Source organism: Pseudomonas sp., from assembly GCF_049301935.1.
In the GTDB taxonomy this organism is placed as follows: domain Bacteria; phylum Pseudomonadota; class Gammaproteobacteria; order Pseudomonadales; family Pseudomonadaceae; genus Aquipseudomonas.
Genome location: NZ_JBAQLP010000119.1, coordinates 1 through 13698, shown reverse-complemented (window position 1 = coordinate 13698; position 13698 = coordinate 1). Strand labels below are relative to the sequence as shown.

At 61.7% G+C, this 13698-nt stretch carries 17 protein-coding genes; 7 read left to right on the top strand and 10 right to left on the bottom strand.

From position 1 onward, the window contains the following. On the top strand, positions 1 to 606 hold a 606-nt coding region (locus WA145_RS15755), incomplete at its 5' end, for an NAD(P)/FAD-dependent oxidoreductase (RefSeq protein ID WP_422582471.1). Positions 607 to 674: 68 nt separating this feature from the next. Here the strand turns inward: WA145_RS15755 and WA145_RS15750 are convergent. The 4 genes from WA145_RS15750 to WA145_RS15735 form a co-directional block, all read right to left on the bottom strand. Then, positions 675 to 1364 carry a PA2778 family cysteine peptidase gene (locus tag WA145_RS15750; protein ID WP_422582470.1) on the bottom strand — a complete coding sequence of 230 codons (690 nt, stop codon included), beginning with the start codon at positions 1362 to 1364 and terminating at the stop codon, positions 675 to 677. A 271-nt stretch (positions 1365 to 1635) separates the two neighbouring features. Next, positions 1636 to 2466, bottom strand: a complete 831-nt coding sequence (gene queF, locus WA145_RS15745; RefSeq protein ID WP_422582469.1) for an NADPH-dependent 7-cyano-7-deazaguanine reductase QueF — start codon at positions 2464 to 2466, stop codon at positions 1636 to 1638. 94 nt (positions 2467 to 2560) lie between these two features. Next, positions 2561 to 3259 (bottom strand): orotidine-5'-phosphate decarboxylase, encoded by a 699-nt coding sequence (gene pyrF / locus WA145_RS15740; protein WP_422582468.1) that lies wholly within the window; start codon positions 3257 to 3259, stop codon positions 2561 to 2563. 141 nt (positions 3260 to 3400) lie between these two features. Beyond that, complete coding sequence (locus WA145_RS15735; RefSeq protein WP_422582467.1) at positions 3401 to 3634, bottom strand: DUF1127 domain-containing protein; 234 nt, start codon at positions 3632 to 3634, stop codon at positions 3401 to 3403. A gap of 97 nt (positions 3635 to 3731) precedes the next feature. On the opposite strand from WA145_RS15735, the gene WA145_RS15730 reads away from it, so the two are divergent. After that, positions 3732 to 4586: a LysR substrate-binding domain-containing protein gene (locus tag WA145_RS15730; RefSeq protein ID WP_422582466.1), complete on the top strand. Its 855-nt coding sequence runs from the start codon at positions 3732 to 3734 to the stop codon at positions 4584 to 4586. On the opposite strand, the gene WA145_RS15725 is transcribed toward WA145_RS15730, so the two are convergent. After that, positions 4576 to 5331, bottom strand: coding sequence for a sulfite exporter TauE/SafE family protein (locus WA145_RS15725; protein WP_422582465.1), 756 nt, complete (start codon positions 5329 to 5331; stop codon positions 4576 to 4578). The two genes, WA145_RS15730 and WA145_RS15725, sit on opposite strands and share 11 nt — an antisense overlap. Before the next feature lie 106 nt (positions 5332 to 5437). Between WA145_RS15725 and WA145_RS15720 the strand changes: the two genes are divergently transcribed. Continuing rightward, positions 5438 to 6394 (top strand): LysR family transcriptional regulator, encoded by a 957-nt coding sequence (locus WA145_RS15720; protein ID WP_422582464.1) that lies wholly within the window; start codon positions 5438 to 5440, stop codon positions 6392 to 6394. Between the two features lie 63 nt (positions 6395 to 6457). Here WA145_RS15720 and thrH read toward each other — a convergent pair whose 3' ends face one another. Further along, positions 6458 to 7075, bottom strand: a complete 618-nt coding sequence (gene thrH / locus WA145_RS15715; RefSeq protein WP_422582463.1) for a bifunctional phosphoserine phosphatase/homoserine phosphotransferase ThrH — start codon at positions 7073 to 7075, stop codon at positions 6458 to 6460. Between the two features lie 188 nt (positions 7076 to 7263). Between thrH and WA145_RS15710 the strand changes: the two genes are divergently transcribed. Continuing rightward, a complete protein-coding gene (locus WA145_RS15710) occupies positions 7264 to 7998 on the top strand; it encodes a phosphoadenylyl-sulfate reductase (RefSeq protein WP_422582462.1) in 735 nt (244 codons plus the stop codon). 63 nt (positions 7999 to 8061) lie between these two features. Here the strand turns inward: WA145_RS15710 and WA145_RS15705 are convergent, their stop codons facing one another. Then, on the bottom strand, positions 8062 to 8343 hold the full coding sequence (locus tag WA145_RS15705) for a GNAT family N-acetyltransferase (protein ID WP_304867682.1): 282 nt from the start codon (positions 8341 to 8343) through the stop codon (positions 8062 to 8064). A 519-nt stretch (positions 8344 to 8862) separates the two neighbouring features. Between WA145_RS15705 and oprI the strand changes: the two genes are divergently transcribed. After that, positions 8863 to 9114, top strand: a complete 252-nt coding sequence (oprI, locus tag WA145_RS15700) for an outer membrane lipoprotei OprI (RefSeq protein ID WP_090242095.1) — start codon at positions 8863 to 8865, stop codon at positions 9112 to 9114. A gap of 136 nt (positions 9115 to 9250) precedes the next feature. On the opposite strand, the gene WA145_RS15695 is transcribed toward oprI, so the two are convergent. The 3 genes from WA145_RS15695 to WA145_RS15685 form a co-directional block, all read right to left on the bottom strand. Next, positions 9251 to 10204 (bottom strand): L,D-transpeptidase family protein, encoded by a 954-nt coding sequence (locus WA145_RS15695; protein WP_422582461.1) that lies wholly within the window; start codon positions 10202 to 10204, stop codon positions 9251 to 9253. Between the two features lie 75 nt (positions 10205 to 10279). Continuing rightward, a complete protein-coding gene (locus WA145_RS15690; RefSeq protein WP_422582460.1) occupies positions 10280 to 10561 on the bottom strand; it encodes a hypothetical protein in 282 nt (93 codons plus the stop codon). 58 nt (positions 10562 to 10619) lie between these two features. Further along, the gene (locus tag WA145_RS15685) at positions 10620 to 11225 is read right to left on the bottom strand and encodes an arylesterase (protein ID WP_422582459.1); all 606 of its coding nucleotides are present in this window, start codon (positions 11223 to 11225) and stop codon (positions 10620 to 10622) included. Between the two features lie 10 nt (positions 11226 to 11235). Here WA145_RS15685 and WA145_RS15680 point away from each other — a divergent pair, with 10 nt between their 5' ends. Both WA145_RS15680 and WA145_RS15675 read left to right on the top strand, forming a co-directional pair. Next, positions 11236 to 11919, top strand: coding sequence for an ABC transporter ATP-binding protein (locus WA145_RS15680; RefSeq protein WP_305592617.1), 684 nt, complete (start codon positions 11236 to 11238; stop codon positions 11917 to 11919). Beyond that, on the top strand, positions 11919 to 13698 hold a 1780-nt coding region (locus tag WA145_RS15675; protein WP_422582458.1), incomplete at its 3' end, for an ABC transporter permease. The genes WA145_RS15680 and WA145_RS15675, both read left to right, overlap by 1 nt.

Here is a 13698-nt window from a genome sequence, read left to right as displayed (position 1 = left end):
ATCAAAGCCAAGTTCGTGGTCGTAGCCGGCAACGCCTACCTGGGCAACCTGGTGCCCGAGCTGTCGGCCAAGTCGATGCCATGTGGCACTCAGGTGATCACCACCGAGCCGCTCTCCGCTGAACTGGCAAAAAGCCTGCTGCCGCAGGACTACTGCGTCGAGGATTGCAACTACCTGCTCGACTACTACCGCCTGACCAGCGACAACCGCCTGATCTTCGGCGGCGGTGTGGTCTACGGCGCACGCGACCCGGCAAACATCGAAGCAATCATTCGCCCGAAAATGCTCAAGGCCTTCCCGCAACTGAAGGATGTGAAGATCGACTACGCCTGGACCGGCAACTTCCTGCTGACCCTGTCGCGCCTGCCGCAAGTCGGCCGCCTGGGCGACAACATTTATTACTCACAAGGCTGCAGCGGCCACGGCGTGACCTATACCCACCTGGCCGGCAAAGTGCTGGCCGAAGCCCTGCGCGGTCAGGCCGAGCGCTTCGACGCCTTCGCCGACCTACCGCATTACCCCTTCCCAGGCGGTCGTATGTTCCAGGTGCCATTCAGCGCCCTGGGCGCCTGGTACTACAGCCTGCGGGACAAGCTGGGCGTCTAAAGCACAGCCCGAAAATAGAAACGGCACCTCTTAATAGGTGCCGTTTTGCATTCTAACTTTCAATGGTTTTACAGCTGCGCATCCGGCCAAACCTGACGTGCCGTACGCAGCGCCCGCTGCGCGGCATCCGCACGCCCTTGCTGCTCTAGCGCCTGCGCGGCCCCCAACCACGTCTGTTTGAGTGGCTGTGCCGGCAATTGATTGGTCGGCATGAGCAACACCGCCCAACGCCCTGCCCCGCTCCAGGCATCGTCGAAGCTGGCAAAACTGGTGTACCAACGCCGGGTATTGCCCGAACGCAGTACCAGTGTGCGCTCGCGCTGGTCATAACCGACCAGCAGCGCGAATTGCGAACCCGGCCCGGCAAACAGCCGATCCTGCATCACCAGCACCGGATGCCCGGCGGACACCTGCTGCATCAACGCATCCAGGTTAGCGGGCAAGGGGTAGACCAGCAGATCATAAGAGCGCGCCACCGCCTCAAGCCCGGCTTGCGCGCCCTGCCCTTCGGCCAGCTGCTGAATGCGCTCAGCCACCAGCCCGGGGCTGCTGATCACCCCATGATGATTGAGCAACGCCGCCAACGCCGAAGGCCCGCCCTGGGCATCGCTGAGTTGAAAGAATGGCACATCAGCCAGCTCGACCCGCTCGGGCAAACGCTTGGTCTCAGGCAGCAACTGCGGCCCACCGGTGCAGGCGCCAAGCAGAAACAGCAGAGCAACCGGCAGAAGCTTTACTACGCGCACAGACTGAAACATCTCTCACCCACTGGCTTGTTTGTGGCGCAGAGCATAACGATGAAGTGCCAGTGACCCAACCCATCCGCGCAAAATGTCAGATTCGCCAGCAAGCCATGGCGCAATTGCGGTTGGCAACCTGCAGCGCCAGCAGAAACAGAGCGCGCCACTGGAACCCTACGCCCGAAATATCGCCCATAAACGGCACTGCCGGTATCGAGCGACGCCGGCATTATCTGCACTCGCCTTCAGGCTGTTGGGGGTTTACACAGGCTGATTCGCAGGGGTTGCGTTACTGGCGCACCAAACGCTGATTATTCGGGCTAATGGGCCCGGTGCTGCGGTAGGGGTTGATGTCCAAACCGCCACGGCGCACATACCGTGCATACACCGTCAGGTGCTCAGGCTTGAGCAAGCGCTGCAGGTCGAGAAAGATCCGCTCCACGCACTGCTCGTGAAAATCCGCATGCTGGCGAAAGCTCACCAGATAGGCCAGCAGGCTGGCGTGATCCAGCGCCGCGCCACGGTACTGCACCACCAGCGTGCCCCAGTCCGGCTGGCCGGTGACCGGGCAGTTGGACTTGAGCAGATGGCTGTGCAGGCTCTCCTCGACCACCCGCGCCGTATCGCAACGCAGCAACTCTGGCTGCGGCTGCGCATAGTTGCGGATAAGCACATCCAGCTCATCAATACAGGTGCCCGGCGCAGCCCGCACACCCTCGACGGTTACCTCGGCCAGGCTGCGCACACGCACGCCAACCGGCTTGCCGGCCGCCGCCGAGAGGTCCTGTACCAGCACCGCCGCCAGTTCGTCAGGCGTGTTGAACACCGACTGGTTCAGCGAGTTGAGGTACAGCTTGAAGGATTTCGACTCGATGATATTCGGCGAGTCGGCCGGGATAGCGAACTCGCCCATAGCCACCACCGGCTTACCCGAGGGCAGCAACCAGGACAGCTCGAAACAGTTCCAGAAATCCACGCCCTGATAGGGCAGCGTTTCGGCGCTCAGGCCCAGCTCGGCCCACTTGGCCGCACGCGGGATCGGGAACAACAGAGACGGGGTGTAGGTAGCGATGTATTCGCTGGATTTGCCCAGAGGCGAATCTTCGGCGGCGGGATGCATGGAGAAAACCTGGCTAGTCGAAATGCAGCAATTGTATACAACTTCAAAAGCAGATTCAGCGCGGCAAGAGCGAAACCGGTCTTGCCGCCCAGGATCAGGCCAGCTCAGCCACCACAGCAGCCAGCGCCTGGGCTGGATCAACGGCCTGACTGATCGGCCGGCCGATCACCAGATAATCCGAGCCCACATCCAGCGCCTGCCGCGGCGTCAAAATCCGCCGCTGGTCATCCTGGGCGCTGCCGGCCGGACGAATCCCCGGGGTCACCAACTGCAGCGCCGGGTACGCGGTCTTCAGCGCCTGCGCTTCTTGGGCCGAACACACCAGGCCATCCAGACCGGCCTGCGCCGCCAACCCAGCCAGGCGCAGCACCTGCGCCTGCGGTTCAAGATCCAGACCAACGCCGGCCAGGTCTTCGCGCTCCATGCTGGTCAGCACGGTCACACCGATCAGCAGCGGCTTGACCCCGGCGAGCTTGTCCAGGGTTTCCCGGCAGGCCGCCATCATGCGCAGGCCGCCCGAGCAATGCACATTGACCATCCACACGCCCATCTCGGCCGCCGCCTTGACCGCCATGGCGGTGGTATTGGGGATGTCGTGGAATTTAAGGTCGAGAAACACCTCGAAGCCCTTACCGGCCAGCACGTTGACGATTTCCGGCCCGCAACGGGTGAACAGCTCCTTGCCGACTTTGACCCGGCACAGCGCAGGATCGAGCTGATCAGCCAATGCCAGGGCGGCATCACGGGTTGGGAAATCCAGGGCAACGATGATCGGGGTCTGACAAGCGGACATGGACGGGCTCTCGGGCAAGGCAAATTCGGCGCGCATTGTAGCGGATGCGCCGCACGCTTGCCGCTCCGGTGATCCGCCCGCCGCGCCCACGCCCAGGTAAGCCCGCAGCAGACAACCGCTTGCAGCTACTCGGCAGCCGCCTTAGCGCGCCAGCGGATCATCCCAGAAGGGCCGCTCGCTCTCCTGCAGTACATCGCCGCGGCTTAAGCCGAGGTCTTTCAATGCCACGTCATCGAGCATGGCCAGGCGCCGCCGCTGCTCGGCCAACTGCCACCAGCGGTAGAGCTGCCGGCCGATTGCCCGCAGTCGTTCAAGCGGCCGCCGGCCCTGTAAACGCCCGGCACTGGCTAATGCATAACCTTGCTGACCTTTCATCTCGTCGCCCTCCTTGTGGGGTTGGCGACAGTCTCGCGCTGGGCTTATGATCAATCCAACGAATGTTTCTTATGCAGTGCATCTCGGAGATTGATGAATGGCCAGCTACCCGAGCATCGACAGCGAACTGCTGCGCACCTTTGTCGCCATTGCCGATCACGGCGGCTTTACTCGCGCCGCAGAAATGGTCAACCGTACCCAGTCGGCGGTGAGCATGCAGATGAAGCGCCTGGAAGAAGACGTGGTGCAGCGCCCGCTGTTTCTGCGCGATGGCCGCCAGTTCAGCCTCACCGCCGAGGGTCAGCTATTGCTGAGTTACGCCAGGCGCATTCTCAAGCTGCACGCCGAGGTGATGAACAGCCTGCGCGAGCCGCATATGGTCGGCACCGTGCGCATCGGCACGCCCGATGATTACGTGATGCGCTTTATGCAGGGCATTCTGGTGCGGTTCGCCCAGTCCTACCCACTGGTGCAGGTCGAGTTGCACTGCGAGCCGTCCTTCCAGCTGTTGCAGCGCCAGGATCTGGACCTGACCATCGTCACCCGCGAGCCGGGCACCGAGATTGGCCAGCTATTGCGTCAGGAACACCTGGTGTGGGCGCAGGCACGCAACGCCAACCTGCACGAGCTGGAAACCCTGCCCCTGGCGATGTTCAACTCGCAGTGTTTCTGCCGCTCCTGGGCCTGCAATGGCCTGGAAGCGCTGGGGCGCAACTTCCGCATTGCCTACACCAGCCCCAGCCTCTCGGCGATTATGGCGGCGGTTAGCGCCGGCCTGGCGATTACCGCGCAACTGCAAAGCCTGCTCACCCCGGACTTGCAGATTATTGGCGAAGCCGAAGGCATGCCGACCCTGCCCTCCGCCAGCATCGTGCTGCTGCGCAATAGCAGCACGCAAACCCAGGTCACCGAGACCCTGGCCGAGCAGATTGTCGAAGGCTTTAGACTTTAAACCCGAGCAATACCGCACAGAGCAGCAAAAAACCGGCAAACAGCCCGCGCAATACCCGCTCAGGCAGCGCATGGGCGAACTTCACCCCCCAGCTGATGCTCAGCAAGCCGCCCAGTGCCAGGGGCGCGCCCAGCAACCAATCGACGTGATCATGCACGGCGTAGGTCGCCAGGGTGACGGCCGTACTTGGGGCCGCCAACGCCAGGGACAAGCCTTGCGCGACCACCTGGCTGGTGCCGAATACCGTGGTCAGCACGGGCGTGGCCAACACCGCACCGCCCACGCCGAATAACCCGCCGAGCAAGCCAGCAGCGCTGCCCAGCAGGGTTAGCCAGGGCCAGGGGTAACGCAGGCCAACCGAGGGCATGGCCGACTTGCGGTACAGCCGCGAGAGGTTATAGGCCGCCAGCAACAGCAGAAAGATCACGAAGCCCAGGCGCATTCGGCCCGCATCCAAGGTCACCGCCCAACCGGCCCCCAAAACGGCAAACAGCAAGCTGGTCACTGCCAGGGCGAGGGCATGCCGCCAGTCAATGCGGTTGCGCTGGTGATAGCGCCACAGCGCCAACAGCACATTGGGCACCACCATCACCAGCGCCGTGCCCTGGGCCAGTTGCTGATCCAGGCCAAACAACACACCCAGCGCCGGGATCGCGATCAGTCCACCGCCGATTCCAAACAGGCCGCCCAGGGTGCCGAGGGCAAGCCCGAGCAGCAGGTTCAAGGCAAAGTCGAGCAAGGTCATCGGCAGGCTCCATTGTGATGCCGCATAGCCTAGCCACTCGCCACTGGCCGCGAAACGCATAGCAGCGCAAAATGGCTGTGCACTCAACGCATAGCAGGGCCTGACCATGAACCCCGACAGCCTGACCGACCAGCTCAGCCTGTTTCTCGATGTGCTGGAAACCGGCAGTTTTTCCGCTGCAGCCCGCCGCCACCCCCTGACGCCCTCGGCAGTGGCCCGGCGCATCGATGCGCTGGAGCGCTCGCTGGGCAGTCAGCTGTTCAGCCGCAGCACCCATGCGGTGCGTGCCACCTCTGCCGGCCTGGCCTTTGCCGAACGCGCCAGGCGCATCCTCGCCGAGCTGCACCTGGCCCGCGCCGAAGCCGTTTCACTGAGCAGCGCACCAGAAGGGTTGATTCGCATCGACGCACCCGCGCCCTTCGGTCGGCGGCATCTGGCCCCTGCAATTGCCGAGTTTCTGGTCGCCTATCCGGGACTGGATGTGCAGCTACGGCTGATCGACAGTTTCGTCGACCTGCACGGCACTCACTTGGGGGAAGTCGATCTGGTGCTGCGCATCGGCCCATTGGCCGACACCCGCCTGGTCGCCACCGCGCTGTCGCCCATGGTTCGGGTGGTCTGCGCCAGCCCCGACTACCTGGCGCGGCGCGGCGTGCCACGCAGCCCGAGCGAGTTGCTGGAGCATGACGGCCTCGACTGGGACAGCCTGGCGCCGCCCTATGCCTGGCGTTTCGAGCAGGACGGCAAGCTGCAACTGTGCCGCCCCAAACGTCTGCGCATGACCGCCAACAATGCCGAAGCACTGCTATTCAGCGCCCTCGCCGGCCTGGGCATCGCCCATCTGCCAACCTGGCTGATCAGCGATTACCTGCTGCGTGGCGAGTTGCTGCCGCTATTCTGCGAAAACGGCCTGCCAGCTCCCGAGCCCAGCGGCATCTACGCCCTGCGCCTGGAACGGGAAACCGATTCACGCAGCCGCCTGCTGCTGGAATTTCTCAAGGCCCGCTTTGGCCCGGTAGCGCCCTGGGACCTGGCGCTGCAAAGCGGTTTACAGCGCAGCTAGGCGCACAAATCGAAATACCGGCCACCAAGCCCGCAAGCCTGGCGGCTGTTCTATAGCGACTGGTTACAGGCTCAACTGGCGGTTAGATGCCTTGAGGAACTCGCGCTTGAGGTCTTCATAGGTGTGTACCGCTGGAAATTGCGGGAACTCGCGAATCACGTTATCCGGCGCATGGAACAGAATGCCGGCATGGGCTTCGCTGAGCATGGTGGTGTCGTTATACGAGTCACCGGCGGCGATCACGCGGTAGTAGAGGCTCTTGAAGGCGAGGACCGACTGACGCTTGGGGTCTTTCTGGCGCAGTTGATAATCCACCACCCGATCCGTTTCATCGGTAATCAGCTTGTGGCACAGCAGCGTGGGGAAACCCAGCTGACGCATCAGCGGCTGGGAGAACTCGTAGAAGGTGTCCGAGAGAATCACCACCTGGAAACGCTCGCGCAGCCAATCGACAAACTCCACCGCACCGTCCAGCGGCTTAAGGGTGGCGATCACTTCCTGGATATCGGACAGCTTCAGGCCATGCTCATCCAGGATGCGCAGGCGCTGCTTCATCAGCACGTCATAGTCCGGAATATCCCGGGTGGTCGCTTTCAGCGCTTCGATGCCAGTTCTTTCCGCGAAGGCAATCCAGATTTCCGGTACCAACACGCCTTCCAGGTCGAGACACGCGATTTCCACAGGACACTCCTAGCTTGGATTTATGTGAGAGGCGGCACTCTAGCGGCTACCCCAACGCTCTGCAATGCAGAGCCTTATACCCAAATTAGAGGTCTACTGCGACACTTGGTTATTTAGTCGTATAACAGGCTTTTGCTACCATCGCTACACAAGACGCGCGACGTCACCATAACTAGGAATTCAAGCCGATGAGCCACCCCTTCGATGCAGCCGAACTGGCGGCGACCTACGCCAACAAGTCGCCCCAGGACATTCTCAAACTCGCTTTCGAGCACTTTGGCGATGAGCTGTGGCTGTCCTTCAGCGGCGCGGAAGATGTGGTGCTGGTCGACATGGCCTGGAAGCTCAACAAAAACGTCAAGGTTTTCAGCCTCGACACCGGTCGCCTGCACCCGGAAACCTACCGCTTTATCGATCAGGTGCGCGAGCACTACGGCATCGCCATCGACGTGCTCTCGCCAGACGCCAGCGCGCTCGAAGCCCTGGTCAAGGAAAAAGGCCTGTTCAGCTTCTATAAGGATGGCCACGGCGAATGCTGCGGCATCCGCAAGACCGCGCCGCTACGCCGCAAGCTCGCCACGGTGAAAGCCTGGGCCACCGGCCAACGCCGCGACCAGAGCCCGGGCACACGCAGCCAGGTTGCCGTGGTGGAAATCGACGGCGCCTTTTCTACAGCCGATAACACCCTGTATAAGTTTAATCCGCTGGCGCAGATGAGCAGTGAAGAGGTCTGGGCCTATATCCGCATGCTGGAGCTGCCCTACAACAGCCTGCATGAACGCGGCTTTATCAGCATCGGTTGCGAGCCTTGCACCCGTCCGGTACTGCCCAATCAGCATGAGCGCGAAGGCCGCTGGTGGTGGGAAGAAGCCACGCAGAAAGAATGCGGCCTGCACGCCGGCAATCTAATCGCCAAAATCTGACAGCGAAGACGAAAGATATAAAAAAGGCCAGTCAGTGACTGGCCTTTTTCTTGTGCGGTTTACTCAGCTTTTATCCGCGTGGCGCTGACGACGCACCATATAACGCTCAACGTAGGAGCACGAAGGAATCACCGTATAGCCCAAGCGCTCCGCATATTGCAGCGCATGCTCGGTCAGCGCCGCCGCTATCCCACGGCCACGCAACGAATTGGGCACGAAAGTGCGATAGATATCCAGGGTTTGCTTCCCCAGATCCATATAAGCCAGGTACGCCCGATCACCCTCCACTGTGGTCTCGAATTGATGGCCTGCCAGGTCATGATGAATGGACAACGCCTCGCTCATTGCAATTCCTCGGTTAACTCGCGTGACCCGCTCTTTGCGTCTATTGCAATCGGGTTACCGCATCTGCACCTAGCAGGTTGTAGGCAATTACCCCGAGCTTATCAGGCCAAAAGCTGTGAGGTCACGTGAATCAATGACTTAGATCATACAAAGGAGGCATTTCGGCACCCGTTTAACCTGACCGTGCACCTGTCGGCAGAGCAGTTAGATGCACAGGCCCACCAAACATTCACACGCGTAAAAATCCTGTCACCACTTACCAGCTACTTTCAGCAATCGACGCAGTGCCAAATTGACGCCAAGTGCTGTGCAAAGAACTGCCAACCGGCCTAGCACTGATTGTTTTTTAACCAAAACATGCCGGATATTCTGCCAACCACAGCGTAACTAGAAAAAAATCCCTGTGCCTTGCCTTGCCTCCGTTTACTTACTACAGGTTACAGGTAGTATGTACGCCGGCTAATTTCCTACCATTTGGAAATTGCTTTTATGGAAAAACTCCACCTCAAGGGGAACACGATGAACAACGTTCTGAAATTCTCTGCTCTGGCATTGGCCGCAGTTCTGGCTACCGGTTGCAGCAGCATGTCCAAAGAAACTGAAGCTCGTCTGACTGCAACTGAAGATGCAGCTGCTCGCGCTCAAGCCCGTGCCGACGAAGCCTACCGTAAGGCTGATGACGCTATGGCTGCTGCTCAGAAGGCTCAGCAAACTGCTGACGAAGCCAATGAGCGCGCTCTGCGTATGCTGGAAAAAGCCAGCCGCAAGTAATAGCTCACAAGGCTATGACAAGCCGACCCAGTTTCTGGGTCGGCTTTTTTATTGCAAAGAGAAAATGCTTAGTCTTCAACGGACAATAAAAAACCCGTCAGCGCTGACGCATGACGGGTTCTTATAACAGCTGAAGTCAGATAGCAGGCTCAGTCGCCACCAGGGTCTGATCAGGCTGAGCAATTTCAACCGGCAGACCATCTTCGGCAGCGACCACTTCACGCAGCATTTCCCAGTCCAGACGCAGCTCGGCGAACTGATCATTTTTCAGCAGCGCATTGATCACGGCCGTGTGCTTATCGACGACCGAGGCATCACCGGTATCATCCAGAGGCGCGTGCGCCTCCAGATAGACCTTGCCACCGCTGCGACCAAACTTGTAAGGCTCGTTGATGATGCGTACCGAGGTGCCCACCGACACCATCGATGCCAGTTTCAGTACGTTGTGGTTAAGCATGCGGAAGCAGCCATGGCTAACGCGCATACCGATACCAAATTTCTTGTTCGAGCCGTGAATCAGGTAACCCGGCACCGACAGGCCCATTTTGTATGGCCCCAACGGATTATCCGGGCCTGGCGGCACATACGCCGGCAGCGGATCGCCATCGGCAGCATGTTCTTCACGAATCGATTGCGGCGGGGTCCAGCCCGGGTTCGGCGTCTTGGCCGTGATCCGCGCATTGGCAACCGGCGAACTCCAGCCCTCGCGACCGATACCCAGCGGGTAGGTGTAAACCACGTTACGATCTTTCGGGTAGTAGTACAGGCGGTACTCGGCGAGGTTGATCACGATGCCTTCGCGCGGACCAGGCGGCAGGATGTAGCGCGTCGGCAGAATGATCTCGTTGCCTGCGCCCGGAAGCCAGGGATCAACACCTGGGTTGGCCACGACCATTTCCAGATACCCCAGATCATTGGCCACCCCAAGATCGGCAAAGGTGTCTTCATACTTGGCCTGAATCACCTGCACTTCGCCCACGATGTCCTCGCCAGGCGGCGGCAGAGGAAACTCAAGAGCATTGGCAGACGCTACCGCGAAGACAGCGGCAAGCGGCAGGCAGCGGGTGACGGCAAGGGCACGCGACAACATCCGGAAATTCCTGACGAAAATAGTTGGTAAAAGTTACAAGCGATTGTACACCGATTGATCAGCGGCTTGGATAGCTCAAGGCCCCGGCAATGCTGGACGATCACCGCGTTTCTGCGCCTCGAGTGTCGCCCGGCACGCCGGACACAAGCGTTTGTCTCGCAGCATCGTCTTGTCCAGATCGCGCCACACCGGCTGCGCCGGCAGCAAACCACCGCACAATGTACGGTCGGCAAACTGGCCCAACTCAAGCTGGCGCGCCAGCAGGTGCACGCGCACTTCGCGGCAGGCGAACAGGTCAAGCTGCTCGTCAGGCTCGATCAGTTGATAGGCATGCAAAGACCAGGCAGGGCGCGGCATTGAGGGCTCCAGTGCGGGGCCGCCACATTAGCCGAAAGGCAGGTTACAGAAAAGCCTGTCAGAGCAAAGGTTCCAGGGTCGGCCAGACGTTTTCCAGCAGCTTGGGTTGCGCCTCGGCCGTGGGATGAATGCCATCGTTTTGCATCAGCGACGGCACGCCACCCACGCCTTCCAAGACGAAAGGCACCAGGGCGGCGTCATGCGCCTGCGCCACCGTGGGGAATACTTCAGCAAACGCCGTGGTGTAGCGCACACCGTAATTAGGCGGCAACTGCATGCCGAGGATCAGCACCTTGGCACCTTTTTGCTGCGCCGCCTGCACCATGGCCGCAAGGTTTTGTTGCAATTGCGCCGGGGGCTGACCACGCAGACCATCGTTGCCCCCCAACTCGATAATCACCAGCGCTGGCTGATGCTCTGCAAGCAGCCCAGGCAGCCGTGCGGCGCCGCCTGCGCTGGTGTCGCCACTGATCGAAGCGTTGACCACCTGATGGTCAAAACCCTCCTCCGCCAAGCGCTTTTCCAGCAAGGCGACCCAACCCTGGCGGGTATCCAGGCCAAAAGCCGCGCTGATACTATCGCCGACGACCAGTACGGTACCCGCGAACGCCGCCGGCCCCCACAGCAGCAGGCTCAGGGCAGTACCGATCAACCACGTACGCATTGGATTCTCCATGAGCTCAAGTATTCTCACCGCGCGAAACCTTAGCAAAGTGGTCCCCAGCACGGAAGGCGAACTCACCATACTCCATGATCTGTCGCTGGAGTTGGTATCCGGTGACAGCCTGGCGATTGTCGGCAGTTCCGGCTCGGGCAAATCCACCCTGCTCGGTCTCCTCGCCGGGCTCGACCTGCCCAGCAGTGGCAGCGTGGTGTTGGCCGGTAACGACCTGGCCAGCCTCGATGAGGATCAGCGCGCGCGCGTTCGTGCCGAGCACGTCGGCTTTGTCTTTCAATCTTTCCAGTTGCTCGACAGTTTGAACGCCCTGGAAAACGTCATGCTGCCGCTGGAGCTCGAAGGCCATGCCGATGCCCGCCAGCGCGCCCGTACCCTGCTCGACCGCGTTGGCCTGGGCCAGCGTCTGACCCATTACCCGCGCCAGCTGTCCGGCGGCGAGCAGCAGCGGGTGGCCATCGCCCGCGCCTTTGCCGCCGAGCCTGCCGTGCTGTTTGCCGACGAACCCACCGGCAACCTCGACAGCCATACCGGTGAGCGTATCAGCGACCTGCTATTCGAGCTGAATAAGGAACGCGGTGCAACCCTGGTGCTGGTTACCCACGACGAGCGTCTGGCGCACCGTTGCCAACGCCTGATCCGTCTGGAGGGCGGCCATCTGGTCGACCACGTGGAACCCTGATGAATCATCTGCCGTTTACCCGCCTGCTCTCCCTCGCCAGCCGTCAGTTGCTGCGCGATGCCCGCGCCGGCGAGCTGCGCGTGCTTTTCTTCGCCCTGCTGATTGCCGTCGCCGCCAGCACCGCCATCGGTTACTTCAGCGCGCGGTTAAACGACGGCATGCTGCTGCGCGCCACCGAGTTTCTTGCCGCCGATCTGCGCCTGACTGGCAGCTCGCCCAGCGCGCCTGAACAAATCAGCAGTGGCAAGCAACTGGGGCTGGAACACGCGCAGTTGGTCGAGTTCTCCAGCGTGGTCGCCAGCGATGCCGGCATCCAGCTGGCCAGCATTAAAGCAGCAGACAGCGCTTACCCACTGCGCGGTGAACTGAAGAGTGCCGCCGCACTGTATGACGCCGAACAGACCGGCGCCGGCCCGCAGCCCGGTGAAGCCTGGGCCGAAGCCCGCCTGTTTGTCGCGCTCAATCTCAAACCCGGCGACAGCGTCGAGGTCGGCGCAAAAACCCTGCGCCTGACCCGCGTGCTGACTTTTCTGCCGGATGAAGCCGGCGACTTCTACAGCCTGACCCCGCACCTGCTGATGCACCTGGATGACCTGGCCGCCACCGGCGTGGTGCAACCCGGCAGCCGCGTGCGCTATCAGGAACTGTGGCGCGGCAACGCGAATGCCTTGGCGCAGTATCGCCAGGGCATCACCCTCGCGCCCAACCAGCGCCTGGAAGACGCCAAAGATGGCAATCGCCAGGTCGGCAGCGCCCTGGGCCGTGCCGAACGTTATCTGAACCTTGCCAGCCTGGCCGCCGTGCTGCTGGCCGGGGTTGCCGTGGCTTTGTCGGCGGCGCGCTTTGCCGCTCGCCGTTTCGATGCCAGTGCACTGCTGCGTTGCCTGGGACTCTCGCGTAACCAGGCACTCGGCCTGTTCAGCCTGCAACTGGCGCTGCTGGGGATTAGCGCCAGCCTGATCGGCGCGCTGCTCGGTTGGCTGGCCCAGCTGGCGCTATTCAACCTGCTGCAGGAGCTGCTGCCGGCGCAGATTCCACCGGGCGGCCAGTGGCCCGCCCTCGCCGGCATGGCCACCGGCCTGGTGGCGCTGGCCGGCTTCGCCTTGCCGCCACTGGCCGCACTCGGTCGCGTGCCGCCATTGCGAGTGCTACGCCGCGACCTGCTGCCGGTGCCGGCCAGTTCCTGGCTGGTATATGGCGCAGCCTTGCTGGCACTCGGCCTGATCATGTGGCGCTTGAGTCTGGATCTACAGCTGACCTTCGCCCTGCTCGGCGGCGGCCTGGTAACCGCCTTGCTGCTGGGCGGATTGCTACTGCTCGGCCTGCAGAGCCTGCGCCGCCTGCTCGCCGGTGCCTCGCTGCCTTGGCGGCTGGGGCTGGGCCAATTGCTGCGCCATCCCCTCGCCGCAGCCGGACAATCACTGGCGTTTGGCTTGATCATTCTGGCCATGGCGCTGATCGCTCTGCTGCGCGGCGAGCTGCTCGACACCTGGCAGGATCAACTGCCGGAGAATGCGCCCAATCACTTTGCGTTGAATATCCTGCCGGCAGACAAGGACGCCTTCGCAGCTCGCCTCAACCAACTATCTCCACACCCAGCGCCCCTGTTCCCGGTGGTACCCGGGCGTGTGGTGATGATCAATGGCGAGCCGGTACGGCAGATCGTCAGCAAGGAATCCCAGGGCGAGCGCGCGATTCGCCGCGACCTAAGTCTGACCTGGGCTGCCGATTTGCCGGCAGACAATAAACTCATCGCTGGGAGCTGGTGGACAGATGCCC

Coding starts and splice junctions, on each gene's coding strand:
- WA145_RS15750 (WP_422582470.1), bottom strand. CDS start 1,364: ATGTTTCAGTCTGTGCGCGTAGTAAAGCTTCTGCCGGTTGCTCTGCTG.
- queF (WP_422582469.1), bottom strand. CDS start 2,466: ATGCATCCCGCCGCCGAAGATTCGCCTCTGGGCAAATCCAGCGAATAC.
- pyrF (WP_422582468.1), bottom strand. CDS start 3,259: ATGTCCGCTTGTCAGACCCCGATCATCGTTGCCCTGGATTTCCCAACC.
- WA145_RS15735 (WP_422582467.1), bottom strand. CDS start 3,634: ATGAAAGGTCAGCAAGGTTATGCATTAGCCAGTGCCGGGCGTTTACAG.
- WA145_RS15730 (WP_422582466.1), top strand. CDS start 3,732: ATGGCCAGCTACCCGAGCATCGACAGCGAACTGCTGCGCACCTTTGTC.
- WA145_RS15725 (WP_422582465.1), bottom strand. CDS start 5,331: ATGACCTTGCTCGACTTTGCCTTGAACCTGCTGCTCGGGCTTGCCCTC.
- WA145_RS15720 (WP_422582464.1), top strand. CDS start 5,438: ATGAACCCCGACAGCCTGACCGACCAGCTCAGCCTGTTTCTCGATGTG.
- WA145_RS15710 (WP_422582462.1), top strand. CDS start 7,264: ATGAGCCACCCCTTCGATGCAGCCGAACTGGCGGCGACCTACGCCAAC.
- WA145_RS15705 (WP_304867682.1), bottom strand. CDS start 8,343: ATGAGCGAGGCGTTGTCCATTCATCATGACCTGGCAGGCCATCAATTC.
- oprI (WP_090242095.1), top strand. CDS start 8,863: ATGAACAACGTTCTGAAATTCTCTGCTCTGGCATTGGCCGCAGTTCTG.
- WA145_RS15695 (WP_422582461.1), bottom strand. CDS start 10,204: ATGTTGTCGCGTGCCCTTGCCGTCACCCGCTGCCTGCCGCTTGCCGCT.
- WA145_RS15690 (WP_422582460.1), bottom strand. CDS start 10,561: ATGCCGCGCCCTGCCTGGTCTTTGCATGCCTATCAACTGATCGAGCCT.
- WA145_RS15685 (WP_422582459.1), bottom strand. CDS start 11,225: ATGCGTACGTGGTTGATCGGTACTGCCCTGAGCCTGCTGCTGTGGGGG.
- WA145_RS15680 (WP_305592617.1), top strand. CDS start 11,236: ATGAGCTCAAGTATTCTCACCGCGCGAAACCTTAGCAAAGTGGTCCCC.